The sequence below is a fragment of the Nocardioides xinjiangensis genome (assembly GCF_017916455.1).
In the GTDB taxonomy this organism is placed as follows: Bacteria; Actinomycetota; Actinomycetes; order Propionibacteriales; family Nocardioidaceae; genus Nocardioides; species Nocardioides xinjiangensis.
This window is the reverse complement of record NZ_JAFMSY010000001.1, coordinates 2,018,993-2,043,379: the sequence shown is the minus strand read 5'-3', so window position 1 is coordinate 2,043,379 and position 24,387 is coordinate 2,018,993. Positions and strand designations below refer to the sequence as shown.

The following is a 24,387-nucleotide window of genomic DNA, read 5'->3' as shown; positions in this document are numbered from 1 at the left end:
ACGGCGGAGGCAGACGCGGACGGCCGGGCCCGGGGGGTCTCCCCGGGCCCGGCCGTCCACCGGATGAGCGCCGATCAGCGCTTGGCCAGACGCTCCTTCACCTGGGCGAGGAGAGCCGCGCGCAGCTCGCCCTCGACCTTGCTGCGGACGAGCTCGCGCAGCGCCTTGAGGTGCTGGCGCGCCTCGCGGCGGTCACCCTGCCGCTCGGCCTTGCGGGCGTCCTTGTCGAGCTGGAGGAGCTTGTTGGCCAGCTTCGGCCCGAGGTCGCCGTCGGCGGCCACGGTCGTCACGACCTTCTCCAGGGACTTGCCGGTCGCCTGCACGGTGAAGACCACCGTCTGCGAGTCGGTGTTCCCGGCGACGTCCGTCGCCGTGACCGTGAGGACGTGGCGGCCGGTGGACAGGTTCCACATGCCCCACTCGCCGGCCTCGACGGGCTCCCCGTCGAGCGTCGCCCGCACTCCGCGGACCCCGGAGGTCGCGTCCGTCGCCGTCCACGCCACCGCCGTCGCCTTGTGGCTCGGGTAGGTACGCGCCCGGATCCCGGAGATCGCGACGTCCGGCTCGCCGGTGTCGACCGCCAGGGTCGTCGACTGCGCCGTCTCGATGTTGCCCGACCGGTCGACCGACCGCACCTCGAGGACCTGGCGGCCCTGGGTGGTGACGGTGAACGGAGCCGAGTACGCCGTCCACGCGCCGTTGCCGAGGCGGTACTCGGTGCGCGCGACCCCGGAGTCGGCGTCGGTGGCGGCGAGCGTGACCTTCGGAGCCGTGGTGAACCAGCCGGCGCTGCCGTCGGGCGAGGCCGGGGCGGTCGTCACGGTGGTCTCCGGGGCCGTGGTGTCGGCGGGGGGACCGTCAACGGTGACCTCGATCGACCCCTCCTCCTCCACGTTGCCCGCGACGTCTGTCGAGCGGAAGCGGACCGTGTGGTCCCCGGCGCCGGTCACCACGACCGGGTCGGAGTAGTCGGTCCAGTCGCCGCCGTCGAGGCGGTACTCGGTGGTGGCCACGCCCGAGGTGGCGTCGGTCGCCTCGAGCACCACCCGCACGCCGTTGCCGGCCCGCTCCTGGGTGGCTCCGGTCGCCGGCGGGACCGTGTCGACCTTGACCTCGGACTGCTGGACGTCCTCGGCGTTGCCCGCCTCGTCCGTCGAGCGGTACTCGACCGTCTGGACGCCGTCGGCGAGCGTCACGGCACCGTCGTACGCCGTCCACTCACCGCCGTCGATCCGGTACTCGGTCGAGGCGACGCCCGAGCCGTCGCCGTCCTCGGCGGCGAGGGTGAAGCTCGGAGCGGTGACGTACCAGCCCTCCTCGCCGTCCGCCGTGGCGGGCGACCAGGTGATCGTGGTGGTCGGTGCGTCGGCGTCGGCGGCCTCGACGACCACCTCGATGCTCTTGGCGACCTCCACGTTGCCGGCCACGTCGGTCGAGCGGAACTCGACGGTGTGGGTGCCGGCCTCGGTGAGGGTGAACGGCGCGGTGTACGCCGTCCACGCGCCCTCGTCGATCCGGTACTCGGTGGACTTCACGCCGCTGCCGCCGGTCTCGTCGGTCGCGGTCAGCGTGACCTGCACGCCACCCTCGACCACGGCCTGGCTGGCCGAGGTGACCGGGGCGGTCGTGTCGGCCGGCGGCTCCTCCTCGGTGTCGAGGTGGAAGTAGTCGAACTCCACCGTGACCGGCTCCTCCTGCTCCGGGCCGATCGCCATCAGGCCGAGCGAGTTGAGCGGACCGTCGTAGGTGATGCCGTCACCGATGGGCGTCCACGAGGCGCCAGCGGTGGACTTGACCGCCGCCGTGTACCGCGTGCCGACCTTGGTCACCTGGACCCACCAGTAGCCGCTCTCCGTGGTGTCGGGGATGTTGACCGCGTCACCGCCCGCGACACCGCTCCCGCCCTTCTCGGCGGCCAGCTCGGCGCGCAGGTCGAGCGCCGCGCCGGGGGCGTTGTAGGCGACGATGTCGGCCTTGGCGTAGTTGTCGTCGTTGCCGTACATCAGCAGGCCGGCGAGCTGGTAGCGGTGCTTGAGCGGAGCCTTGAGCTTCGTCTCGGCCACCCAGTCGCCCGCCGGGGCGTCCTGCAGGATGAAGTTGCGCGGCTTGATCGGGTTGTTGCCGTTGATGTCGCCCGGCTCCGTCGCGATCTTCAGGTGGCCGTCGGCCACCGACTCGGTGTGCGAGTTGTAGCGCACCGACTCCGCCCAGCGGCACCCGTTCAGCGCGGTGCCGTCGAACTCGTCGCCGGGCTCGAAGGCCGCGGCGGTCCCGTCGGGGGTGATGGTGAACGAGTCGACCGCGGCGGACACCGGGGTGGTGCCGAGGTCGCCCGCCGCCATCACGCCGATGCGGGTGCCGGCGCCGGTCTTCAGCGGCGTCGAGCCGTTGACGTTGGTCCAGGCCTGGCCGTCACTGGAGTACGCCGCGGTGAGCGTCCCGTTGGTGTTGGTCAGGCGGAGGTGGATCGTCGACGGGAAGTCGGCCGGCAGGTCGGAGCTGCCCGGCGTGGTGCGCTGTCCGTTGGTCTCGGACTGGAACTCCACGAACCGGTTCGCCGCGCCGTTCTGCCCCCGCACGAAGCCGAGCTTGTTGTACTCGTCGTCGGAGCGGTGGACGACCAGGCCGGCCCACTGCCAGTGCGAGGTGTGCGCGAGCGTCAGCTTCGTGGTGGCGACCCAGTTCCCGGCGGGAACGGCCTGACCGGCGAAGCTCACCGGACCGGCCGACGCCTCGTTGATGTCGCCGTTGGTGACCGGCAGGTTCAGCGCGCCGCCCGACTGGGTGATCGGCCGGGCCGGGTCGTGGCGCAGGGCCCACTTCGGCAGCAGCGACGGCGAGGTGAAGTCGTCGCTGAGGGGTCCGCCCACGCAGCTGAGCGGGTCGCTCGGCGCCTGCGGCTGGGGGGCCTGCGGGTCGGTGTCGACCGAGAACTGCGAGAAGTCAGCCGTCCGGACCCCGGTCTCGTGGGCCATGATGAACATGCCGACGTCCTGGGTGGCGCCGATGTTCGCCAGCGTCACCGCCGTCCCGATCTGGGTCCACGCCGTGCCGTTGTTCGACCAGAAGGCCGACACCTGGTTGCCCCGGCGGCTGAGCTTCAGCCACTTGGGCACCGTGCTGGTGCCGCCGGCGATCGACTGGTTGAGCTGGCCGTTGCCGTCGGGGTCGGTCAGGAACTCCATCCCGGCGGCCCGACGCCACGCGAGCATGGCGTAGCCGGGCGAGACGCCGGGCTGCGTCATGTCGTTGCGGATGATGAGCCCGGCCTTGCCCGAGTTGTTCACCAGCGTGCTGGCGTCGACCCGCACGATCGCGTCGTAGGAGTCGTCGCCTGCACCCGGCTTGTAGAGCGTCGTGTACTGGTCGACACCCTGCCAGGCGTTGGAGCCGGCACCGGAGATCCGGAACTGGCCGGCCCCGAGCCGCTCGAACTCGCCGTTGACGTTGGTGAAGGGGAGGAGGTCGCCGAAGAGCTCGCCCACCTGCACCTGCACCAGTCGCGACGTCGTGGTGTTGCCGGCGTCGTCGGTCGCCTTCGCCGTGAGGTCGTAGAGACCCTCCGCGGCCGGGGCGGTCCACGTCACCGTGTACGGCGCGGTGGTGTCCTCGCCGATCTTGGTGTCGCCGGCGAAGAACTCGACCTTGGCGACCGAGCCGTCGGCGTCGGAGGCGTCGGCGGTCAGGGTCACGGCGGCACCGGGGTCGAACTTCTCACCGTCGGCCGGCGAGGTGATGGCGACGACCGGCTTGGCCTCGGGCGAGATGCCCTGGCCGATGGCCTCGAAGAAGTTGAGCTTGATGTCGTTCGTCCCGGTGAACACCAGGTAGAGGTCGAACGTCTCGTCGCCGAGCTCGCTCACGTCGACCGCCACGTCGCGGAACTGCTGCCCGGTGGCGGGGACGGCGGCGGTGCCGATGAGCTGTCCCGTCGGGCCGCCGTCACGCAGCTCGATCGTGCCGCCGGCGGCGGCTGCCTGGACGCGCAGGTTGAACGTGTCGATGTTGTGGAAGCTCACCGGCTCGAAGTTCACCCAGGCGTTGTTCTTGCCGACCACGACCTGGCCGCCGCCCGCGGCGTCACGGCCGGGGGCGAGGGTGGCGGTGTCCGACTTGGCGTCGAACCACTCCGCCTGGCGCAGCTTCGGGAAGATCACCGAGGTGTCGGAGGCGAGGAGCGGGTTGGCCCCGCCCTCGCCGCCGGTGTCGGTGTAGCGGGCGTCGATCGAGTAGAAGATGTTCTCGTCGGCCGCGTGGCCGCCGATGCTGGTGACCGTGCTGCCCGTCAGGCCGCGGGAGGCGACCAGCGGGTGGGCGTGGTCGTCGTGGCCCAGCGCGGGCTGCACCTCGACGCGCTGCGGGTCGATGGTCCCGTCCTCGGGGTCGGTGACCTGGACCTTCCAGCTCACCTCGTCGCCGAAGTCGAAGAACGATCCGTCCGGCGGCATCTGGAGCTCGACCACCGGCCGGGTGTTGCCGACCGTGATCGGCACCGTCGTCGTGCCGGTCTTGCCCGCGGGGTCGGTGACCGTGAGGCGGGGGTTGAAGACACCGTTCTCGGTGAAGGTGTGGGTCACCGTCTCGCCGGTGGCGTCGGTCTCGCCGTCACCGTCGAAGTCCCACGCGTAGGTGATCGGCTCGCCCTCGGGGTCGGTCGAGTCGCCGCCGTCGAAGGTCACCGTCAGCGGCGCCTGGCCGGAGTCGGGGCTGGCATCGATGCGGGCCACCGGCGAGCGGGAGCCGCTGATGTAGTCGATCCGGTAGAGGCCCGAGGTCGGGTTGTCCCGACCGTAGCCGCCGCCCCAGTCGAGGACGTACATCGAGCCGTCGGGACCGAACTTGGAGTCGATCGGCGCCAGGAAGGGCACGTTGGGCAGGAAGGGGTTGACCTTCTCGACCGCGGCGCCGGGCTGGGCGCCGCCGCCGTCCTTGAGCTGGATGTTGTACATCTTGTTGCGGGCCCAGTCGTAGAAGAACGGCTTCCCGTCGTAGTACTCGGGGAACTTCGTGTCCGACTCGAGCGTCTCGTCGTAGCGGTAGATCGGGCCGCCCATGGGGGCCAGGCCGCCGCCCTGCGGGATCGCGCCCACCGAGGAGCGCCGGTAGCCGTAGTACATGTCGGCGGGGCGTGCCGGCGGGAGCTCGGTCAGGCCGGTGTTGTGCACCGAGTCGTTGATGGGCTTGGCGCAGTCGAAGTAGCCACCGACGACCGGCGGGTTGAGCGGCGTGGTGTGGCCGTAGTCGACGTCGCGGAACGGCTCGCCGTTGGGGTTCTGGCCCTGGTGGTTGCCGCCCATGCACATCGGCCAGCCGTAGTTGCCGGCGCTCTTGATGAGGTTCCACTCGGCGATGCCGGCGGGGCCGCGGGTCGCGGGCGCGTCGGTGCCGTTGTCGGGCGAGTAGTCGGCCATGCTCAGCCAGCCGGTCTCGCTGTCGATCGAGAACCGGAACGGGTTGCGGAAGCCCATCGCGTAGATCTCGGGCAGGGTCTTGTCACGCCCGGCGTCCTCGGACTCGGGGAACAGGTTGCCCTCGGGGATGGTGTAGCTGCTGCCGACACCGGGCTCGCCCGGGTTGTCGACCGGGTTGATCCGCAGGATCTTGCCGCGGAGGTCGTTGGTGTTGGCCGAGGTGGCGCGGGCGTCGTGGAACGTGCCGGCGCGCTCGGAGAGCGGGGCGTAGCCGCCGGAGGGCTCGGAGTGCGGGTTGACGTCGTCGCCCACGCCGATGAAGAGGTTGCCCTTGTCGTCGATGTCGAGGCCGCCGCCGGTGTGGCCGGGCTCGTCGGGGAGGCGCCGGGCCGGGATCTTGATGATCACCTTCTCCGAGGCGGGGTCGACCGACCCGTTCTCGAAGGTGAACCGGGAGACGGTGGACCAGAAGTTGTTCGGGTTCGCGTTGTCCGGCGACTCCGCGGAGCGGTAGAGGAAGATGTGCCCGTTGGTGCTGAAGTCCGGGTCGAGCGCCACGCCGAGGAGGCCGTCTTCACCGCCGGAGTAGACCGGGAGCGTGAGCACGGTGGTGACCGCCTGGGTCTTGGGGTCGTACATGCGCAGCTGGCCACGGACCAGCTCGGTGTAGAAGACCTTGCCGTCGTCGGCGACGTCGATCGCGAACGGCGCGGAGGTGTTCTGGTCGAGCGGGATGCGCTCGTAGTTGCTCCACACGGTGCCGCCGCAGTCGCCCTCATCGAGGCCGGCGACGTACTTCACGCCGCCGACGATCTCGGCCATGAACTCGGGCTCGTCGTAGTGCGAGGGGAAGTGGCCCAGGGCGGTGCCCCAGAAGCGGCCGCCCTCGTAGGGCTTGCACCAGGTGATCGGGTGGTCGTAGCCCATGTTGCCGCCGGAGTAGGTCGACTCGTCCATGGACTGCAGCACGTGCGCGGTGCCGCGGACGTTGTTGCTGAAGTTGTACCACTCGTCGTTGCGCAGCCAGCGGGTCGCGTCCGGAGTGCCGCGGAAGTGCTCGGTGGAGGGGTGGACGGTGTCCTCGTTGCGCACCACGCCCGCGGGACCCGGGTCGGTGCCGGTGGGCGCGTGGCCGGGCATCAGCGAGCCGACCATGTTGTCCCACCACGGGTAGTTGCCGCGCATGTCGAGCGCGTTGTGCACCGCGGCGATGCCGTTGCCCTTCGCGTGCCACCGCTCGAGGGCCGCCTTCTCGTCGGCGTTCCACGGGTCGCCGTTGGCCTGGAAGACCAGGATCGCGTCGAACGGCGCGAGGCCCTCGTCGGTGAACACCGCCTCGGAGCCACCGGGCGTCTCCTTGTGGACGACGCTCACCTGCATGCCGGCCGCCTCGAGGCCCGCCTGGACCTTCGGCGTCGCCTGCGCGATGGCCGCGTCGTGCCAGTCGCCGGCGGCGTCCTCGGTGAAGATCAGGACGTGCCCGTGGCCCTCGTGGGCCTGGGCGGGGACGGCCGCGACCACGCCGAGCAGCACGCTGCCGACGAGGGTCGCGACTGTCGTGAGTGCGGTGCCGACGGTGAAGCGTCGAGCGGTGGGTGATGACATCCCAGGGCCTCCAAGGTGCTGACGGGTGGCAACGGCCGCAGGACGCGCGTGTGACAGGCGTCACGACCGGTATCTCACGGACGCTCGCAGACTTTTGTGCACCGGTCAAGCAAAAGTCGCCCGCGATGGACAAGAAGGACGCCGACGAGCGTGAAGAAGCGACCAAAGTAGGACGCCGTCGCCCGTCGCTATCCTCGGGGCGTGACCGCGCCTGCCGACCGGCCCGACGACTGGCCGAACGTGCGTCTCCACGTGGTGACCGGCAAGGGCGGGACCGGCAAGTCGACCGTCGCCGCCGCGCTGGCGCTCGCGCTGGCCACCGCCGGCCGCAACGTGCTGCTGTGCGAGGTGGAGGGGCGCCAGGGCATCGCGCGGATGTTCGACGTGGACCCGCTCCCCTACGAGGAGCGCCGGATCGCCAAGGGCGCGCCCGAGGCGGACGGCCGGTCCGGACGGGTCCACGCGCTGCACATCGACGCGGAGTCGGCGCTCCTGGAGTACCTGGCGATGTACTACCGGCTCGGGCGCGCGGGGAAGGCGCTCGACCGGTTCGGGGTCGTCGACTTCGCCACGACCATCGCGCCGGGGGTGCGCGACGTGCTGCTCACCGGCAAGGTCTACGAGGCGGTGCAGCGACCGCGGGGCGGGCGGAGCACCGACGGGCCCGGGGGGACGACCACCTACGACGCCGTGGTGCTCGACGCGCCGCCCACCGGACGGATCAGCCAGTTCCTCGGGGTGAACTCCGAGCTCGCGGGCCTGGCCCGGGTCGGCCCCGTCAAGACACAGGCCGACAAGGTCATGGACCTGCTGCGCTCCCCGCGCACGGCCGTCCACCTCGTCACGATCCTGGAGGAGATGCCGGTGCAGGAGACCTCCGACGGGATCGCCGAGCTGCGCGCGGCGGGCCTGCCGGTCGGCGGCGTCGTGGTGAACCTGGTCCGGCCGCGAGCGCTGGGGGCCGGTGCCCTCGCCCGCGTCCGCGACGGCGGGCTCGACCCCTCCGCCATCACCTCCGACCTCCAGCGGGCCCGCGTCGACGTGGACGCCGAGCTGGTCGCCTCCCTGGTCGCCGAGGCACGCGAGCACGCCGTACGCCGTCGGCTCGAGGACGAGCAGCGCGACCTCGTCGCGGCCGAGGGCGTGCCGACCTACGAGCTGCCCCGGCTCGCGAGCGGCATCGACCACGGCGCGCTGGTGGAGCTGGCGCAGCTCCTCCGCCGCCAGGGGATGGCGTGAGGACCGCCCGGCCGGACGGGCCGGCGCCGGTGCTCGACGTCGACGCGCTCCTCGACGACCGGACCACCGAGATCATCGTCTGCTGCGGCTCGGGAGGCGTCGGCAAGACGACCACCTCCGCCGCGCTGGCGCTCCGCGCGGCGGAGCGCGGCCGCTCGGTCGTGGTGCTGACGATCGACCCGGCCCGCCGGCTCGCCCAGTCCATGGGGATCGAGCAGCTGGACAACACCCCGCGCCCGGTGCCGGGCGTGCGCCCCGGCGCCGGCGGCTCCCTCGACGCGATGATGCTCGACATGAAGCGCACCTTCGACGAGGTCGTCGAGGGGCAGGCGAGCCCGGAGAAGGCCCGGCAGATCCTGGAGAACCCGTTCTACGTCGCGCTGTCCAGCTCGTTCGCGGGCACGCAGGAGTACATGGCGATGGAGAAGCTGGGCCAGCTGTACCGGCGGGCCAGGCAGGACGACACCTACGACCTCATCGTGGTCGACACCCCGCCGTCGCGCTCGGCGCTGGACTTCCTCGACGCGCCGGAGCGGCTGTCCAGCTTCCTCGACGGCCGCTTCATCCGGCTGCTGCTGGCCCCGGCCCGCGGACCGGCCAGGTTGATGACGGCCGGCTTCTCGGTGGTGACCGGCGCGCTGACCAAGGTCCTGGGGGCGCAGGTGCTGCGCGACATGCAGACCTTCGTGGCGGCCTTCGACACCCTGTTCGGCGGCTTCCGCCAGCGTGCGGAGCAGACGTTCGCGCTGCTGCAGGCGCGCGGCACGGCGTTCGTCGTCGTGGCGGCACCCGAGCCGGACGCGTTGCGCGAGGCGGCGTACTTCGTGGACCGGCTCACCGACGACGACATGCCGCTGGCCGGGCTCGTGGTCAACCGCGCCAGCCCGTCGGCGCGCACCGCGCTGTCCGCCGAGGAGGCCATCGCCGCAGCCGACCGGCTCCGGTCGTCGGACCCGTCGTCCGTGACCGCGGGGCTGCTCCAGCTGCACGCCGACCGCGTCCGCCTCGTCGAGCGCGAGCAGCACCTGTGCGGGCGCTTCGCCGCCTCGCACCCGCGGGTGCCGACGGCGGTCGTACCGGCGATGGCCGGCGACGTCCACGACCTCGACGGCCTGCGCGCGATCGGCGAGAGCCTGGCACGGCAGGCCTGACGTCCCCGGCGCGGGGGGGAGTCAGACGGAGGCGGAGCGGGTCTCGGAGGGGGTCTCGACCTTGGTGCGGGCGGTCTCCAGGATGGAGCGCCACGAGGAGCCGGGGCGGCGGCGGAGCAGCGCGCGGCGCTCACGCTCGGTCATCCCGCCCCAGACGCCCCACTCGATCTGGTTGTCGAGCGCCTCTGCCAGGCACTCGGTGCGCACGGGGCAGCCGGCGCAGACCTGCTTGGCCTTGTTCTGCTCGGCGCCACGCACGAACAGCGCGTCCGGAGTGTCGCCCTTGCACGCGGCGCGTGATGCCCAGTCCTCGACCCACATAGTGTGATCCCCACGGTGTGTGAAGAGCCGGTCAGCCGCCCCCATAGCGGCCATCCCTGACTCCTCGAGAAAAGTAAACGAAAGTCCAACGACCGCGGCAGGGCCAGGTGGCCCAAATCGAATAGTCCGATGTAACTATCCCGCTGCGCACGTTGGATGTGAGGTGCTATGCGATCCACCCGTACTCTGGTGGGCATGCCTTCCCGCTCGTCCTCGCCCTCCCGGCCCGACGCCGGCCGCGTCGCCTCCCACCTCGCGGTCATGGGGGCCGTCGCCGTGGTCATGGGCGTCCTCGTCGCCTGCCTCGCCATCCCCTTCGCCGGCCTGGTGGGGGTGGCGGCCAAGGACGTCAGCAAGGGGATGGTCAACCTCCCCGAGTCGCTCGAGGCGAAGGACCTGTCGCAGAAGACGCGCATCTACGACGTCAACGGCAACCTGATCGCCTCGCTCTACGACCAGAACCGCATCAACGTGCCGCTGGCCTCGATCTCGCGCCCGATGGTGAAGGCCATCGTCGCCATCGAGGACTACCGCTTCTACGAGCACGGGGCGCTCGACCTCAAGGGCACGCTGCGCGCCTTCATCACCAACCAGGCCAACGGCGGTGCCGTGCAGGGTGGCTCGTCGATCACCCAGCAGATGGTGAAGCAGACCCTGCTCTACCAGGCCGAGACGGAGGAGGAGCGCAGGGCCGCGACGGAGGAGACGTACGCCCGCAAGATCCGCGAGCTGCGCTACGCCATCGCGTTCGAGAAGAACCACAGCAAGGACTGGATCCTCGAGCGCTACCTCAACATCGCCTACTTCGGCGACGGCGCGTTCGGCGTGCAGTCCGCCGCCCGGCACTTCTTCTCCAAGAACGCCAAGGACCTCAACCTCCTGGAGTCGGCGACGCTCGCCGGCCTCGTCAAGAACCCCGTCGGCTACGACCCCATCGACAACCCCGAGCGCGCCGAGGGCCGCCGCAACGTCGTGCTCGACCGCATGGCCCAGCTCGGGATCCTGACCGAGAAGAAGGCCGAGCGCCTCAAGGCCACGCCGCTGAAGGACACGCTGAAGATCGAGACCGCGCCCAACGGCTGCCAGCAGTCCCGCGCGCCGTTCTTCTGCGACTACGTCGTGAACTGGCTGCTCAAGGACCCCGTGCTGGGCGACACGCCCAAGGAGCGGCGTACGACGCTCAAGAACGGCGGCCTGACGATCAACACCACGATCGACCTCGACATGCAGAGGGCCGCCGACGAGTCCGTGGCCGCGCACGTCTTCCCGACCGACCAGGCCATCGGCGGCCTGGCGATGGTCGAGCCGGGCACCGGCGACGTCCGTGCGCTGGCGCAGTCCCGCCCGATGGGCAAGGACAAGGCGGCCGGCGAGACCTACCTGAACTACGTCGTGCCCAAGAAGTACGGCGACGCCAACGGCTTCCAGGCCGGCTCGACGTTCAAGCTGTTCGTGCTGGCGTCGGCGATCAACCAGGGCATCCCGCTGAGCACGAGCATCAACTCGCCGCAGGAGATGCTGATCCCCGACGAGGAGTTCGAGACCTGCGACGGTCCCTACGCCGGTGACGGCAAGGGCTGGCCGGTCTCCAACTCGACGGGCTTCGGCACCTACGACCTCTACTCGGGCACGCAGCAGTCGGTGAACACGTTCTTCGCCCAGCTCGAGGTGATGACCGGGATGTGCGAGCCGATCGCGCTGGCCAAGAGCATGGGCGTCAGGATCCCCAAGATGCACGAGGTCCCGTCGTGGATCCTCGGCGTCTCCGACAGCAACCCGCTGGAGCTCGCGCAGGCCTACGCCACCTTCGCGGCGCGCGGCCTGCACTGCGACCCGCGACCCGTCACGCAGGTGCTCGACTCCTCCGGCCAGGTGCTCAAGGACTTCGCGTCCCAGTGCGAGCAGGTGATGCCGGGCGCCACCGCCGACGCGGTCAACGACATCCTGCGCGGCGTGATGGAGCCGGGCGGCTTCGGGCAGAACATCGCGATCGACAAGCCGTCGGCCGGCAAGACCGGCACCAACCAGCAGAACATGTCGGTGTGGTTCGCCGGCTACACGCCGTCGCTGTCCACCGTCGCCATGGTCGCCGGCGCCAACGAGTTCGGCGAGTGGGTCAGCCTCAACGGGCAGGTCGTCGGCGGCAGCTACATCGGCGAGGCCTTCGGCTCGACCGTGGCCGGACCGATCTGGGGCGACGCGATGGCGGCCGTCTCGGCCAAGCTGCCCTACGAGGACTTCCAGGCCCCGCCCGGCGACCAGGTCGCCGGCGTGCTCACCAGCGTGCCCGACGTGACCGGCCAGACGGTCGAGGCCGCGACACAGGCGATCGAGGCGGCCGGGTTCACCGTCGCCGACGGCGGCCCGGTGGACTCGGAGACCGCCGAGGGCACCGTGGTGTCCACCTCCCCCGAGGCAGGCACCCAGCTCAGCAGCGGGGACACCGTCACCCTCTACACCTCGACGGGCACCGAGCCCTCCACCGGCAACGGGAACGGCGGCGGTCGCGGTCGCGGCAACGGCGGCGGCCGGGGCTGACCCGGCCCCCGCGTCCCGTCGTCCCGGGGGCGACGTCCGCGGGCGCGTCGTCAGCCCAGCTGGCGACGCACCTCGGCGGCCACCGCGCCGCCATCTGCCCGGCCCTTGACCTGCGGCGTCACGACGCCCATCACCTTGCCCATGGCCCGCATGCCCTCGCCGGCGGCGCCCGTCTGCTCGATCGCCTCGGACACCAGCCGGGCGATCTCCTCGCCGCTGAGCTGGGCGGGGAGGTACTCGGCGATGACCTCGCCCTCGGCGGCCTCCTTGGCCGCCATCTCGGCGCGCCCGCCCTCCTCGAACGCGGTGGCGGCCTCGCGGCGCCGCTTCGCCTCGGTGGAGAGCACCCCGATGATGTCGTCGTCGGAGAGCTCACGCGCCTGCTTGCCGGCCACCTCGGCGTTGGTGATGGCGGTCAGCACCATCCGCAGGGTCGAGGAGCGCAGCTCGTCACGCGCCTTCATGGCGGTGGTGAGATCGGCGCGGAGACGGTCCTTCAGAGCACTCATGGGGCCATTGTGGCAGCCTTGCGCCGTGCCCCCCCTCCCATTCGTCCGTCGTGCGGCGACCGCGGGCGCCGTCGCCGGCGCGGGGCTGGCGACGTACGCCGCCTGGGAGGCACGGCAGTACACGCTGCGGCGCGTCACCGTCCCTCTGCTGCCGGCCGGGCACGGCCCCCTGCGGGTGCTGCACCTCAGCGACATCCACATGACGCCCGACCAGCGGGCCAAGCAGGAGTGGCTCCGCGGGCTCGCGGACCTCCGTCCGGACCTCGTCGTCAACACCGGCGACAACCTCGCCCACATGCGGGCGGTGCCGGTCGTCGCCGACGCCCTCGCCGCGCTGCTCGACGTCCCGGGCGTCTACGTCCTCGGCTCCAACGACTACTACTCACCGGGCCTACGCAACCCGGTGCGCTACCTGCTGCCCGACACAGGTGACCGCAACACCACGACTCCCCAGCTGCCCTGGCCCGACCTCAAGGACCGCTTCGACTCGGCCGGCTGGCTGGACCTCACCAACGGCTTCGCGGCCCTGACCGTGGGCGGCACCTCCCTCGCGTTCGTCGGCGTCGACGACCCGCACCTGCGCTACGACGACCTCGACCGGGTGGCCGGACCGGCCGACAGGACCGCGGACGTGCGCCTCGCCGTCACCCACGCGCCGTACCTCCGCGTGCTCGACCAGTTCGCGCGCGACGGCTACGACGCCATCATCGCGGGACACACGCACGGCGGCCAGGTCTGCCTGCCCACGCTCGGAGGTCCCGGCCGGGCGCTCACCACCAACTGCGACCTCGACCGCGGCCGGGCCCGCGGCCTGCACCGCCACCCGGCGACGTCCGCGCCGGGCGACGAGGGCTCCGCCTGGCTGCACGTCTCGGCCGGGCTCGGCACGAACCCCTACATCCGGTTCCGGGTGGCGTGCCGTCCCGAGGCGACGCTGCTGACACTGGTGGCGGCGTCCTGACATCCTGGGTCGACAGGACCCCGCCGGCCTCCAGGAGGTCTCCGTGCCGCTCGTGCGCGTCCACAACTTCTCGATCTCGCTCGACGGCTTCGGCGCGGGTGAGCCGCAGTCGCTGGAGTCCCCCTTCGGGCATGCCGGCGAACGCCTGCACCAGTGGATGTTCGCGACGGACTTCTGGGACCCCGAGGGCGGCGCGCGAGGCGTGGACGCCGCGTTCGCGGCCCGCCACGCAGTCGGCTTCGGTGCCGAGGTCATGGGAGCCAACAAGTTCGGTCCGCCCGGCTGGCAGGACGATCCCGACTGGCGGGGATGGTGGGGCGACGACCCGCCGTTCCACACCCCGACGTACGTCCTGACCCACCGCCCCCGACCACCGCTGGAGATGTCGGGTGGGACCACCTTCCACTTCCTGGACGCCTCGCCCGCCGAGGCGCTCGCCGTCGCGCAGCAGGCGGCCGGCGACCTCGACGTACGCCTCGGAGGCGGCGCGACCACGATCCGCGACTTCGTCGCCGCCGGGCTCGTCGACCACCTCCACGTGGTGGTCGTGCCGATCGTGCTGGGTCGCGGCGCCCGGCTGTGGGACGGCCTCGAGGGGATCGAGGACGCCTTCCACGTGGAGTCGGTGTCGTCGCCGACGGGTGTCACGCACCTGACCCTCACCCGGCGCCGGGGCGATTTCGGGGCGGCCTGACCGCTCCGGTATGCTCGCCCGCGTTGCCCGGCCAGATCCTGGCCGGGCGGCGGGCTGTGGCGCAGCTTGGTAGCGCGCCTCGTTCGGGACGAGGAGGCCGCAGGTTCAAATCCTGTCAGCCCGACAGCGTGGAGCTCCCGGACCCGTCACGGGTCCGGGAGCTCCTGCCATTTGGCACACTTCCCCCCATGGCAGACGGCACGCCCGACGACGGTCCCTCCCTGGAGATGCCCTCCCTGTCGCTGCGGCGCAGGAGCAGGGCGCGCGAGGGGCGTCCCCCTGCCCCGACCGGCGGTGCGTCCGCGGCCGGGCCCGCCGCCGGGCCTCCCCAGCCCTCCCTGCCTCCACAGCCCTCGGAGCCCTCCCAGCCCTCCCTGCCTCGCCGGCCCTCGGAGCCCTCCGAGCCCTCCCGGCCCTCGGCCCGCCGGGGGCCGCGCGAGGGACGGACGATCCGGCTCGGTGGGCTGCCGGCCGCGGCAGTCACCGGCGTCCTGGTCGGAGGGCTCGCCGTCCTCCTCGGCTGGCTCGCCGCCGCGGGCTGCAGCGCCGCGCGCGGGACGTCGTCGTGCGGGGGCGCTGCCGGACTGCCGATCCTCCTCGCCACGCTGGTCGCGCTGGCCTGGGCCGGCACACTGCTGCTGCGCGCCTGCGGCGTCGCCGACGCCGGCTCGACCAGCCTCCTGGCCGTCGGCGTCCTGGCCGTGCTGGTGATGGTGTTCCTGCTGGGCTCGCTGGACGAGTGGTGGGGCGTCCTCGCCGTCCCGGTGGCGTCGCTGGTCGCCTACGCGGGGTCGTGGTGGGTCACCACGGCCGTGGGGGGCGGTGAGCCGGCCGTCGGGGGCAGCGCACCCCACGACGTCCGGTGATCAGCGCGCGGCTGCGACGAGCTCCGCGATCTGCACGGTGTTGAGGGCCGCGCCCTTGCGCAGGTTGTCGTTGCTGATGAACATCGCCAGGCCGCGGTCGCCCGGCGCGCCGGGGTCCTGCCGCAGCCGGCCGACGTAGGACGGGTCCCGCCCGGCGGCCTTCAGCGGGGTCGGCACCTCGTCGAGCTCGACGCCCGGCGCGGACGCGAGGATCTCGCGGGCGCGGGCGGGGGTCATGGCCCGCTCGAACTCGGCGTTGACGGCGAGCGAGTGGCCGGTGAAGACCGGCACCCGGACGCAGATCCCGGAGACGAGCAGGTCGGGCAGGCCGAGGATCTTGCGCGACTCGTTGCGCAGCTTCTGCTCCTCGTCGGTCTCGTTGAGCCCGTCGTCGACGATCGATCCCGCCATCGGCAGCACGTTGTAGGCGATCGGCTCGACGTACTTCACCGGGTCCGGGAAGGTGATCGCCGAGCCGTCGTAGGCCAGCTCGCGCGCCTTGTCGCCCGCCTGCGCCACGCCGTTGGCGAGCTCGTCGACCCCGGCGACGCCGGAGCCGGAGACCGCCTGGTAGGTCGAGACGACGAGCCGGGCCAGGCCGGCCTCGTCGTGCAGCGGCTTGAGCACCGGCATCGCCGCCATGGTCGTGCAGTTGGGGTTGGCGATGATGCCGCGCCCCGACTCGATCACGCCGGCCATCGCGTCGGGGTTGACCTCGGAGACCACGAGGGGGACGTCGGGGTCCTTGCGGTAGGCCGAGGAGTTGTCGACGACGACGACGCCGGCGTCGACGAACCGCGGCGCGAGGGCGCGGGAGGTGGTGGCACCGGCGGAGAACAGCGCGATGTCGAGCCCGGCCGGGTCGGCGCTCGCGGCGTCCTCGACGGTGATCTCACGGTCGCCGAAGGGCAGCACCGTGCCGGCGGACCGCGAGGAGGCGAAGAAGCGGACCCGGTCGGCCGGGAACTCCCGCTCGAGGAGGATCTGCCGCATCGCGACGCCGACCTGCCCGGTGGCACCCACGATGCCGATGTTCACGGTGTCGCTCATCGTCCGGTCCCTCCGTAGACCACGGCCTCGACCTCGTCGGCGTCGAGGTCGAACGCCGTGTGGGTGGCGCGGACGGCGTCGTCCACGGCGTTCTCGTCGACGATCACCGAGATGCGGATCTCCGACGTCGAGATCATCCCGATGTTGACGCCCGCGGAGGCCAGGGCACCGAAGAACTTCGACGTGATGCCGGGGTGCGAGCGCATGCCGGCGCCGATGAGCGACACCTTGCCGATCTTGTCGTCGTAGAGCAGCTTGTCGTAGCCGACCTCGGCCTGGATGCGCGCGAGGGCGGTCATCGCCGTCTGCCCGTCGCTGCGGGGCAGGGTGAAGGAGATGTCGGTCAGGCTCGTCGCCGCCGCGGAGATGTTCTGCACGATCATGTCGAGGTTGATCTGCGCGTCGGCGAGCGCCTCGAAGATGCGGGCGGCCTCGCCGACCTTGTCCGGCACGCCGACGACGGTGATCTTGGCCTCGCTGCGGTCGTGGGCCACGCCGGCGATGATGGGCTGTTCCATGGTCTCTCCCTGGCTGGGTCCGCTGAGCTGCGGGTCGTTGACGACCCAGGTGCCTTCGAGCTGGCTGAACGACGAGCGCACGTGGATCGGGATGCCGTAGCGGCGGCCGTACTCCACGCACCGCAGGTGCAGGATCTTGGCGCCGCACGCGGCCAGCTCGAGCATCTCCTCGTAGGAGACCCGGCCCAGCTTGCGGGCGCTGGGGACGATCCGGGGGTCGGCGGTGAAGACGCCGTCGACGTCGGTGTAGATCTCGCAGACGTCGGCCTCGAGGGCGGCCGCCAGCGCGACGGCCGTGGTGTCGGTGCCGCCGCGACCGAGCGTGGTGATCTCCTTGGTGTCCGCCGAGACGCCCTGGAAGCCCGCGACGATGACGATGTGGCCCTCGCCGATCGCCTGCGTGATGCGGCCGGGCGTCACGTCGATGATCTTGGCCTTGCCGTGGACCGAGTCGGTGATCACGCCCGCCTGCGAGCCGGTGAACGACCGGGCGGTGAAGCCGAGGTCGCTGATGGCCATCGCCACCAGCGCCATCGAGATGCGCTCCCCCGCCGTCAGCAGCATGTCCATCTCGCGCGCCGGCGGCAGCGGCGAGACGCCGGTGGCCAGGTCGAGCAGGTCGTCGGTGGTGTCGCCCATGGCGGAGACGGCGACGACCACGTCGTGGCCGGACTTCTTGACGTCCACGATGCGCCGCGCCACGCGCTTGATCGCGTCGGCGTCGGCGAGCGAGGAGCCGCCGTACTTCTGCACGACAATGCCCACGGTTGGTCCTCGGGTCGGGGTGCAGCCGTCAGCGGCCGCGTTGGTGTGGCGTGCCCACCGGCGCCGTTGCCGGGAGGCCACCGACGATTCTACGGCTGCACCACAGGCGTACTGCCGAGCATCTCATCGGCGACGGCCACCGCCTCGGCGTCGGCCTCGAAGTCGGTGTCGAAGCGGTCGTGTGCGACCACGGTGAGCAGCGCGTTGAGCGCCGCCCCGGCAAGGTTGCCCCAGTTGTTGACGTAGGAGAACTGCCACCACCACAGCGCCTCCTCGACGTCACCGGCGCGGAAGTGGCGCAGGCCGTTCTCGAGGTCGATGGCGATCGACGCCAGGTCGTCGGAGAGCCGGCTCTCGACCAGCTCCGGGACGTAAGGGTCGAAGACGAAGGTGTAGGCGTCGACGCCCCCGAGCATGTCCGCCAGGCGCAGTCGCAGGTCGTCGATGTCGGCCTCGGGACCCACGTCGGGCTGGAACTCCTCGCGGGGGGTGAAGTCGGTCTGCGCGCCGAGCCGGGCTCCGGCGAGCAGCACCTGGCTGATCTCGAGCAGCAGCAGCGACACCGCCTGCGCCCCGTTGCCCTCGCGCGCGATCGCGCGCAGGGCGAGCAGGAAGCTCGTCACCGAGTCGGCGATCTGCTCCTCGAACCTGATCTGGTCATCGTCGGTCATTCGGCTGATCTCCTTCCGGCGAACGCCCGGCCGAGCGTGACCTCGTCGGCGTACTCGAGGTCACCACCCACCGGAAGTCCACTCGCCAAGCGGGTGACGCGCAACCCCATCGGCAGGAGCAGTCGCGTGAGGTAGGTCGCGGTGGCCTCGCCCTCGAGGTTGGGGTCGGTGGCCAGGATCACCTCGGTGACCGCGCCGTCGGCCAGTCGGGGCATCAGCTCCTTCACGTGGAGCTGGTCGGGGCCGATGCCGTCGATCGGGGAGATCGCACCGCCGAGGACGTGGTAGCGGCCGCGGAACTCGCGGGTGCGCTCGATGGCGACGACGTCCTTGTACTCCTCGACGACGCACAGCACGCTCGGGTCGCGCCGCTCGTCGCGGCAGATGCGGCACTGCTCGTCCTCGCTGACGTTGAAGCAGGTCGAGCAGAACTTCACCCTGGCCTTGACCTCGATCAGCACGTCCGCGAGGCGGCGGACGTCGGTGGGCTCGGCCTGCAGCAGGTGGAAGGCGATGCGCTGTGCGCTTTTCGGGCCCACGCCCGGCAGCCTGCCGAGCTCGTCGATCAGGTCCTGGACGACACCTTCGTACAAGGGGTGCCTCAGCCCAGGCCGGGCAGGCCCGGCCCGCCGCCGGTCCCACCGCCGAGACCGCCCAGGCCTCCGGCCAGCGGCCCGAGCGACTCACCGGCCAGGGCCTCGGACTTCGCCCGCGCGTCGCGGTAGGCGGCGACGATGAGGTCGGAGAGGTCGGACAGGTCGTCGGGGTCGCTGCCGTCGAACTCCCCGGCGCGGATCGTCACCTCGACCAGCTCGCCCACGCCGTTGGCGGTGACGGTGACCGCACCGCCCGCGACGGTGCCCTCGACGGTCTGCTCGGCGAGGTCGGCCTGCGCCTGCTCGAGCTGTTGCTGCATCTGCTGCGCCTGCTGGAGGAGGGCGTTCATGTCGAAGCCGCCACCGAGGGCGTCGAACGGGTTCTGGGTCATCGGGTCTCCCACGTCAGGGTCGGGGTCGAGGGTCGGGTCGAGGGTCGGGTCGAGCGTCGGGTCGGGGGGTCGGGCGCCTGGTCGCAGCGCTCAGTCGTTGGTGATCTCCTCGATCAGCCGGGCGCCGAGGGTCTGGCTCAGCAGCGACTCCGTGTCGAGCGCTGCCGTCTCGGCGTCGGGGTCGTCGGGGTCGACGTCGTCGTCGGCCGAGCGCACCGGCCCGGACGGCTCGGTGCCGCCCCCGGAACGGGCCGCCTCCAGTGCCTCGCGCGCCGAGGCGGCCGAGACCGGCGGCTCGGCGGCCTGCACGACGGCGGGGGCGGCGGCACCGGTCACCCATGCGGGCGGCGTGTCCGGGGCCGCCTGCACGGGAGCGCGCAGGGGCGCGCCGACCGGAGCGGGGTCGGTGGCGGCCTGGCGGACCACCGGCGCGTCGGCCCCGGCGCCGGACGGGTCGACGATCGACTCGATGCGCCAGTCCATCCCCACGATGTCGATCGCGGCCTGGCGCAGGATCTCGTCGCAGCCGCCGTTGACGAAGGAGTCACGAGCGCCGGCGTTGGCGAAGCCGACGGTCAGGCGCACGCCGTCCACGTCGACCACGTGTGCGTGCTGGGAGAGCACCATCCACGCGAGCCGGCGACGGTTCTTGGTCTGCTCGAGGATGTCGGGCCAGAGGCGACGTACGTCGACCAGGCTGAGGCCGCCGCGCGGACCGGCCGGCTGCTGCGCGACCGGCGCGTCGGGCCCGACCGCGGACGCGGTGGCCGGCGCCGGGTCGGCCACGACCGGAGGCGCCTGCGGCGCGGACGTCGGCGCCGAGGTGGGCATCGAGGTGGGCGCCGAGGTGGGCATGGGCGGAGGCGGCGGCGGGCCGTCGTCGTGGGGAGCCGCGGACGGGATCGGCGGAGGCGGCGCCGGCTCGTCGGTGCGGGTGGGCGCTGGGGACGCGGCCGCGGAGGCTGCCGGAGCTGCCGGGGACGGGGCAGCGGGGGCGGCCGGAGCCCCGGAGGCGGCCGGAGCCGACGACGCGGCAGGCCTCGCCGCGGGGGCCGGGTCAGCCGACCGCGGGGCCGGTGCGGGCGCGCCGGTGACGTCCAGCCGGCGCTCGATGCGCTCGAGGCGTGCCATCACGCCGTCGGAGGTGTGGTTGGCGCCCGGCAGCAGCACGCGCGCGCAGAGCAGCTCGAGGAGCAGGCGCGGCGCGGTGGCGCCGCGCATCTCGGTGAGCCCGGCCGCGACGATGTCGGCGGCCCGGCTGAGCTCGATGGCGCCGAAGCGGGCGGCCTGACCCACCAGGCGCTCGCCGGCGTCCTCCGAGACGTCGATGAGGCCGGTCGCCGGGGCGTCGGGCACCGCGGTGACGATGACGAGGTCGCGCAGCCGCCGGAGCAGGTCCTCGGTGAAGCGGCGCGGGTCCTGCCCGGTCTCGACCACCTTGTCGACGACCGAGAAGACCGTGGCGCCGTCGCGGGTGGCGAAGGCCTCGACCACCTCGTCGAGCAGCGAGTCGGGGGTGAAGCCGAGCAGGTCGGTCGCGAGCTTGTGGGTCACCCCGTCGGGACCGGCCCCGCCGAGCAGCTGGTCGAGCACGGACAGCGTGTCGCGCGCGGAGCCCGCTCCGGCGCGCACGACGAGCGGCAGGGCGGCGGACTCGATCGCCACGCCCTCCTCGGCGGCGAGCTGCGTGAGGTAGTCGCTCAGCAGCCGGGGCGGGATCAGCCGGAAGGGGTAGTGGTGGGTGCGCGAGCGGATCGTCGGCAGCACCTTGTCGGGCTCGGTCGTGGCGAAGATGAACCGCAGGTGCGGCGGCGGCTCCTCGACGAGCTTGAGCAGGGCGTTGAAGCCCTGCGTGGTGACCATGTGCGCCTCGTCGATGATGTAGACCTTGTAGCGGTCGCGGACGGGCGCGAAGAACGCCTTCTCGCGCAGGTCGCGGGCGTCGTCGACGCCACCGTGGGAGGCCGCGTCGATCTCGATGACGTCGATCGACCCGGGCCCGCCGCGGGCGAGGTCGCGGCAGCTGTCGCACTCGCCGCAGGGATCGGCCACCGGGGCCTGGGCGCAGTTGAGCGCCCGGGCCAGGATGCGCGCGGAGGTGGTCTTGCCGCAGCCGCGCGGGCCGGAGAACAGGTAGGCGTGGTTCACCCGGTTGGCCGCCAGGGCGGCCCGGAGCGGCTCGGTCACGTGGTCCTGCCCGATGACCTCCTGGAAGGTCTCGGGCCGGTAGCGGCGATAGAGCGCGAGCGGTGACTCCACGTCGGAAACCCTAACCGGGCCCGCCCACAGCGACCACCGCGCGTACGACCGGCCCGGGCGACACGGCGCCGGACATGAGAAGGCCCCCCACGCACCCGTCAGAGCTCGCTTGCCCTTGCTGCCTTCCGGCCCTGGGGGAGTTGGGCGAGGTGACGCCGCGTGGGGGGTTGGCCGGGAGTCTAGGCGAGCCGGGGACGGCGGCCCAAACCCGGCCCGGGCGATTTCACCGGCCGGAGAGCCGACCGGTACTCTCCTCCGCGGAGGTATCGCCTAGTGGCCTATGGCGCTCGCTTGGAAAGCGGGTTGGGTTAACAGCCCTCGGGGGTTCGAATCCCCCTACCTCCGCCGGCACGAGGGCCCCGCACCGAGCAGGTGCGGGGCCCTCGTCACGTCGCGACGGCGTCGTGAGGGCGTCAGCGCAGCTTGGCCTTGAGCCCGTAGCGCCACTCCTCGGAGATCAGCAGGCTGCCCTCATCGAGGCGACGCTCGACCGCGTCGGCCAGCATCGCCGACGCCTTCTCGGGGTAGACCCGCTCCCAGGAGAGCTCCGCGCGGTGCTCGAAGACGTTGTGGATGACGCTCACCATCAGCGTCTTGTCGACGGGCGGGGCGAGGAAGTTGCTGCCGGCGAGGAAGGTCTCGGAGCGGTCGGAGCCGAACCGCAGCGTCACGCAGGGCACCTGCAGCACGTTGGCCTCCTCGACGATGCTGCCGGAGTCGGTGACGATGACCGCGCACATCGACATCGCGGCGACGACGTCGAGGTAGCTGTCCCACACCGGCGTGGAGATGAGCGCGTCGCCGAACCGCGCCTCGAGGTCCTCCAGCCACTGGCGCCGGCCGAAGTTGTCGATGGCCGCCTCGGTGCCCAGCAGACGGATGAAGAGGACGTGGTGCCCCTGCTCGAGCAGGTCCTCCATGGCGTCCATCAGCAGGTTGAACCGGTCGCGGTTGGTCGTGTTCTCCCGGCGGTGCACGCAGAAGCGGAGGAACGAGCCGTCGCCCATCTGCGGGTACTTCTGGAGCACCTGGTTCTTGTCGCTGCCAGCGACCGCCTGCGCGAGCGCGTCGACGACGGAGTTGCCGACGACGTCGATGGCCGCCGGCGCGAAGCCCTCCTCGACGAGGAACTCGCGGTTGAGCTCGACCGGCGCGGCGTGCAGGTCGGAGCCGGCGTCGGCGACGCGGGTGTTGAACTGCTCGGGCGACGGCTCGCGGCTGCCCTTGGACCAGCTGGCGCGGTCGATCGACTGCTCGCGGAACGACGCCCAGTCGAGGTCGGCGCCCTGCTCGAGCCAGCCGCGGAGCACCTCGGCCGTGGGCGAGAGGGTGCGGAGGCCGGCCTCGACGTGCACCAGCGCCTGGCGCTCGCCGAAGGTGGCCAGCGCGCCGGCCATGGCCGTCGTGGTGTCGCCGTGGACGTAGGTGATCGGGAAGCCGCCTCGCTCGGCGAAGCCGCGCAGGTAGAGCGCGAGCTTGGCGGTGATGCCGGAGACGAGGTCGTTGACGCCGCCGCGTACCTCCAGGTTGATGTCCTCGCGCACGCCGAACTCGTCGAGCATCGACTGCGAGAGGTTGTGGTCGTAGTGCTGCCCGGTGTGGCAGAGCACGACGTCGTGACCGCGGGCGCGCAGCTCGTGGTAGATCGGCGCCTGCTTGATGATGTCGGGCTTGGTGCCGACGACGACGATGTGCTGGCTGTTCTCGTGGGACATGGGTTCCTTCGCTCGGGTGCGTCGCGTCCGGTGCCGGGTCAGAGGAGATCTTCGCGCGTGCTGGCCGCGAGGAGCGAACGCAGCCGCTCCAGCGTGCCGGTGTCAAGTGCCTTCTGCTTGTCGAGCACGTAGACGGCGTCCTCGTGGGTGACCACGATGAGTCCCCGGGCACCCAGCGTGACGACGGGGCGCCCGTCCATGCTGGCCACGAGGGTGTCCTCGGCGTCCAGCTGCAGCGCGGGACCGATCGAGGTGACCCGCTGGTCGTGCAGCACCCGCTCCAGGCGGGTCCAGGTGCCGACGTCGGTCCACCCCAGCTGGCGGGGCACGACCAGGCACTCCATCCCGGCCCACATCAGGGGATGGATCTCGTGGCCGCCGATGGCCGCTCCCCGGTAGGCCTGGTCGGCGGTACGGCCGCGCGCGAATCGCTCGATCGCGTCGAAGATCAACGGCAGCGCCGTCCGGTAGGCGTCACACGCCGGACCCACCCGTACGCCGTAGCAGGCAGTGTTCCAGTAGAGCGAACCGGTGCCTGCCAGCTCGTCGACCGTCTCCGCGTCGGGCTTCTCGTGGAACGACGCGATCACCTCGACCGCGCCGTCCCCACCCTTGGTGTGGATGTAGCCGAGGCTGGGGTCGTACCGCGTCGGCTGCGCACCCAGCACCACCATCGAGCCCGGGGACTCCTCGAGCTGGGCGAGCATGTCGCGCGAGGCCGCGTTGAAGGCTTCCTCCTCGTTGATGAGGTGGTCCGAGGGGGCGATGAGTGCAGGAACGTCGCCGTACTCCTGGGCGAGGGTCGCGAGGCTGAGCGCGAAGGCGGTCGCCGGGCCGGCCGGGTCCTCCTCCAGGATCAGGTTCTCGGCCGGCACCGGGCCGAGGTTCGCGCGCGCTGCGTCGGCGAAGCGAGCCCGCGTGGAGACATGGATTCGGCGCGGGTCGACGATCTCGCTCAGCCGCTCGATCGTGCCGGTGAGGAGTGGCCGGTCGCGGACGACCGGCTGGAACTGCTTGGGGGCGCGGTCCCGGCTGATCGGCCACAGGCGCGACCCCTGGCCGCCCGCCAGGATCACGGCGACGGGCTCGTCCGCGGTGTCGGTCATGGTCCATTCCATCATGCCGC

At 71.9% G+C, this 24,387-nt stretch carries 17 protein-coding genes, 2 tRNA genes and 1 other RNA gene; 8 read left to right on the top strand and 12 right to left on the bottom strand.

Annotated features, from left to right (window positions below; translation table 11 throughout):
• Positions 1-74: 74 nt before the first annotated feature.
• Positions 75-7,016, bottom strand: a complete 6,942-nt coding sequence (locus tag J3P38_RS09565; protein WP_210503403.1) for an OmpL47-type beta-barrel domain-containing protein — start codon at positions 7,014-7,016, stop codon at positions 75-77.
• Between the two features lie 201 nt (positions 7,017-7,217).
• Here J3P38_RS09565 and J3P38_RS09560 point away from each other — a divergent pair, with 201 nt between their 5' ends.
• Together J3P38_RS09560 and J3P38_RS09555 are read left to right on the top strand one after the other, a co-directional pair.
• Entirely contained in the window at positions 7,218-8,255 is a 1,038-nt protein-coding gene (locus J3P38_RS09560) for an ArsA-related P-loop ATPase (protein ID WP_307807828.1), read from the top strand.
• Positions 8,252-9,406, top strand: a complete 1,155-nt coding sequence (locus J3P38_RS09555; protein ID WP_210439520.1) for an ArsA family ATPase — start codon at positions 8,252-8,254, stop codon at positions 9,404-9,406. The genes J3P38_RS09560 and J3P38_RS09555 overlap by 4 nt, the downstream gene beginning before the upstream one ends.
• A gap of 21 nt (positions 9,407-9,427) precedes the next feature.
• On the opposite strand, the gene J3P38_RS09550 is transcribed toward J3P38_RS09555, so the two are convergent.
• Positions 9,428-9,727 carry a WhiB family transcriptional regulator gene (locus J3P38_RS09550; protein WP_210439519.1) on the bottom strand — a complete coding sequence of 100 codons (300 nt, stop codon included), beginning with the start codon at positions 9,725-9,727 and terminating at the stop codon, positions 9,428-9,430.
• 195 nt (positions 9,728-9,922) lie between these two features.
• Here J3P38_RS09550 and J3P38_RS09545 point away from each other — a divergent pair, with 195 nt between their 5' ends.
• Positions 9,923-12,265 carry a penicillin-binding protein gene (locus J3P38_RS09545; protein WP_210503402.1) on the top strand — a complete coding sequence of 781 codons (2,343 nt, stop codon included), beginning with the start codon at positions 9,923-9,925 and terminating at the stop codon, positions 12,263-12,265.
• A 50-nt stretch (positions 12,266-12,315) separates the two neighbouring features.
• Here J3P38_RS09545 and J3P38_RS09540 read toward each other — a convergent pair whose 3' ends face one another.
• Complete coding sequence (locus J3P38_RS09540; protein ID WP_210439517.1) at positions 12,316-12,774, bottom strand: GatB/YqeY domain-containing protein; 459 nt, start codon at positions 12,772-12,774, stop codon at positions 12,316-12,318.
• A 25-nt stretch (positions 12,775-12,799) separates the two neighbouring features.
• Here J3P38_RS09540 and J3P38_RS09535 point away from each other — a divergent pair, with 25 nt between their 5' ends.
• From J3P38_RS09535 to J3P38_RS09520, 4 genes are all read left to right on the top strand, one after another.
• The gene (locus J3P38_RS09535) at positions 12,800-13,735 is read left to right on the top strand and encodes a metallophosphoesterase (RefSeq protein WP_307807827.1); all 936 of its coding nucleotides are present in this window, start codon (positions 12,800-12,802) and stop codon (positions 13,733-13,735) included.
• A gap of 43 nt (positions 13,736-13,778) precedes the next feature.
• Positions 13,779-14,429, top strand: coding sequence for a dihydrofolate reductase family protein (locus tag J3P38_RS09530; protein WP_210439515.1), 651 nt, complete (start codon positions 13,779-13,781; stop codon positions 14,427-14,429).
• Positions 14,430-14,479: 50 nt separating this feature from the next.
• Positions 14,480-14,553 (top strand) — tRNA-Pro (locus tag J3P38_RS09525).
• 64 nt (positions 14,554-14,617) lie between these two features.
• Positions 14,618-15,295 (top strand): hypothetical protein, encoded by a 678-nt coding sequence (locus J3P38_RS09520; RefSeq protein ID WP_210439514.1) that lies wholly within the window; start codon positions 14,618-14,620, stop codon positions 15,293-15,295.
• Here J3P38_RS09520 and J3P38_RS09515 read toward each other — a convergent pair whose 3' ends face one another.
• From J3P38_RS09515 to ffs, 7 genes are all read right to left on the bottom strand, one after another.
• Entirely contained in the window at positions 15,296-16,345 is a 1,050-nt protein-coding gene (locus tag J3P38_RS09515) for an aspartate-semialdehyde dehydrogenase (RefSeq protein ID WP_210439513.1), read from the bottom strand.
• Complete coding sequence (locus J3P38_RS09510; RefSeq protein ID WP_210439512.1) at positions 16,342-17,628, bottom strand: aspartate kinase; 1,287 nt, start codon at positions 17,626-17,628, stop codon at positions 16,342-16,344. The genes J3P38_RS09515 and J3P38_RS09510 overlap by 4 nt, the downstream gene beginning before the upstream one ends.
• Before the next feature lie 89 nt (positions 17,629-17,717).
• Positions 17,718-18,299, bottom strand: coding sequence for a DUF5063 domain-containing protein (locus J3P38_RS09505; RefSeq protein WP_210439511.1), 582 nt, complete (start codon positions 18,297-18,299; stop codon positions 17,718-17,720).
• Positions 18,296-18,892 (bottom strand): recombination mediator RecR, encoded by a 597-nt coding sequence (gene recR, locus J3P38_RS09500; protein WP_210439510.1) that lies wholly within the window; start codon positions 18,890-18,892, stop codon positions 18,296-18,298. The genes J3P38_RS09505 and recR overlap by 4 nt, the downstream gene beginning before the upstream one ends.
• An 8-nt stretch (positions 18,893-18,900) precedes the next feature.
• Positions 18,901-19,287, bottom strand: a complete 387-nt coding sequence (locus J3P38_RS09495) for a YbaB/EbfC family nucleoid-associated protein (protein ID WP_210439509.1) — start codon at positions 19,285-19,287, stop codon at positions 18,901-18,903.
• Between the two features lie 90 nt (positions 19,288-19,377).
• Positions 19,378-21,546 (bottom strand): DNA polymerase III subunit gamma and tau, encoded by a 2,169-nt coding sequence (locus J3P38_RS09490; protein WP_210503401.1) that lies wholly within the window; start codon positions 21,544-21,546, stop codon positions 19,378-19,380.
• Between the two features lie 77 nt (positions 21,547-21,623).
• An RNA gene (gene ffs, locus J3P38_RS09485) (signal recognition particle sRNA small type) lies at positions 21,624-21,716 on the bottom strand.
• Between the two features lie 89 nt (positions 21,717-21,805).
• Here ffs and J3P38_RS09480 point away from each other — a divergent pair.
• Positions 21,806-21,891, top strand: a tRNA-Ser gene (locus tag J3P38_RS09480).
• Positions 21,892-21,959: 68 nt separating this feature from the next.
• Here the strand turns inward: J3P38_RS09480 and J3P38_RS09475 are convergent.
• Together J3P38_RS09475 and J3P38_RS09470 are read right to left on the bottom strand one after the other, a co-directional pair.
• Positions 21,960-23,261: a UDP-N-acetyl glucosamine 2-epimerase gene (locus J3P38_RS09475; protein ID WP_210439507.1), complete on the bottom strand. Its 1,302-nt coding sequence runs from the start codon at positions 23,259-23,261 to the stop codon at positions 21,960-21,962.
• Between the two features lie 38 nt (positions 23,262-23,299).
• Positions 23,300-24,367 (bottom strand): sugar phosphate nucleotidyltransferase, encoded by a 1,068-nt coding sequence (locus tag J3P38_RS09470; protein ID WP_210439506.1) that lies wholly within the window; start codon positions 24,365-24,367, stop codon positions 23,300-23,302.
• Between the last annotated feature and the right edge of the window lie 20 nt (positions 24,368-24,387).

Excerpts from the sequence above, each read along its gene's own strand:
- J3P38_RS09550 (WP_210439519.1), bottom strand. The coding sequence starts at position 9,727 with ATGTGGGTCGAGGACTGGGCATCACGCGCCGCGTGCAAGGGCGACACT.
- J3P38_RS09495 (WP_210439509.1), bottom strand. The coding sequence starts at position 19,287 with ATGACCCAGAACCCGTTCGACGCCCTCGGTGGCGGCTTCGACATGAAC.
- J3P38_RS09520 (WP_210439514.1), top strand. The coding sequence starts at position 14,618 with ATGGCAGACGGCACGCCCGACGACGGTCCCTCCCTGGAGATGCCCTCC.
- J3P38_RS09505 (WP_210439511.1), bottom strand. The coding sequence starts at position 18,299 with ATGACCGACGATGACCAGATCAGGTTCGAGGAGCAGATCGCCGACTCG.
- J3P38_RS09515 (WP_210439513.1), bottom strand. The coding sequence starts at position 16,345 with ATGAGCGACACCGTGAACATCGGCATCGTGGGTGCCACCGGGCAGGTC.
- J3P38_RS09540 (WP_210439517.1), bottom strand. The coding sequence starts at position 12,774 with ATGAGTGCTCTGAAGGACCGTCTCCGCGCCGATCTCACCACCGCCATG.
- J3P38_RS09545 (WP_210503402.1), top strand. The coding sequence starts at position 9,923 with ATGCCTTCCCGCTCGTCCTCGCCCTCCCGGCCCGACGCCGGCCGCGTC.
- J3P38_RS09470 (WP_210439506.1), bottom strand. The coding sequence starts at position 24,367 with ATGACCGACACCGCGGACGAGCCCGTCGCCGTGATCCTGGCGGGCGGC.
- J3P38_RS09565 (WP_210503403.1), bottom strand. The coding sequence starts at position 7,016 with ATGTCATCACCCACCGCTCGACGCTTCACCGTCGGCACCGCACTCACG.
- J3P38_RS09475 (WP_210439507.1), bottom strand. The coding sequence starts at position 23,261 with ATGTCCCACGAGAACAGCCAGCACATCGTCGTCGTCGGCACCAAGCCC.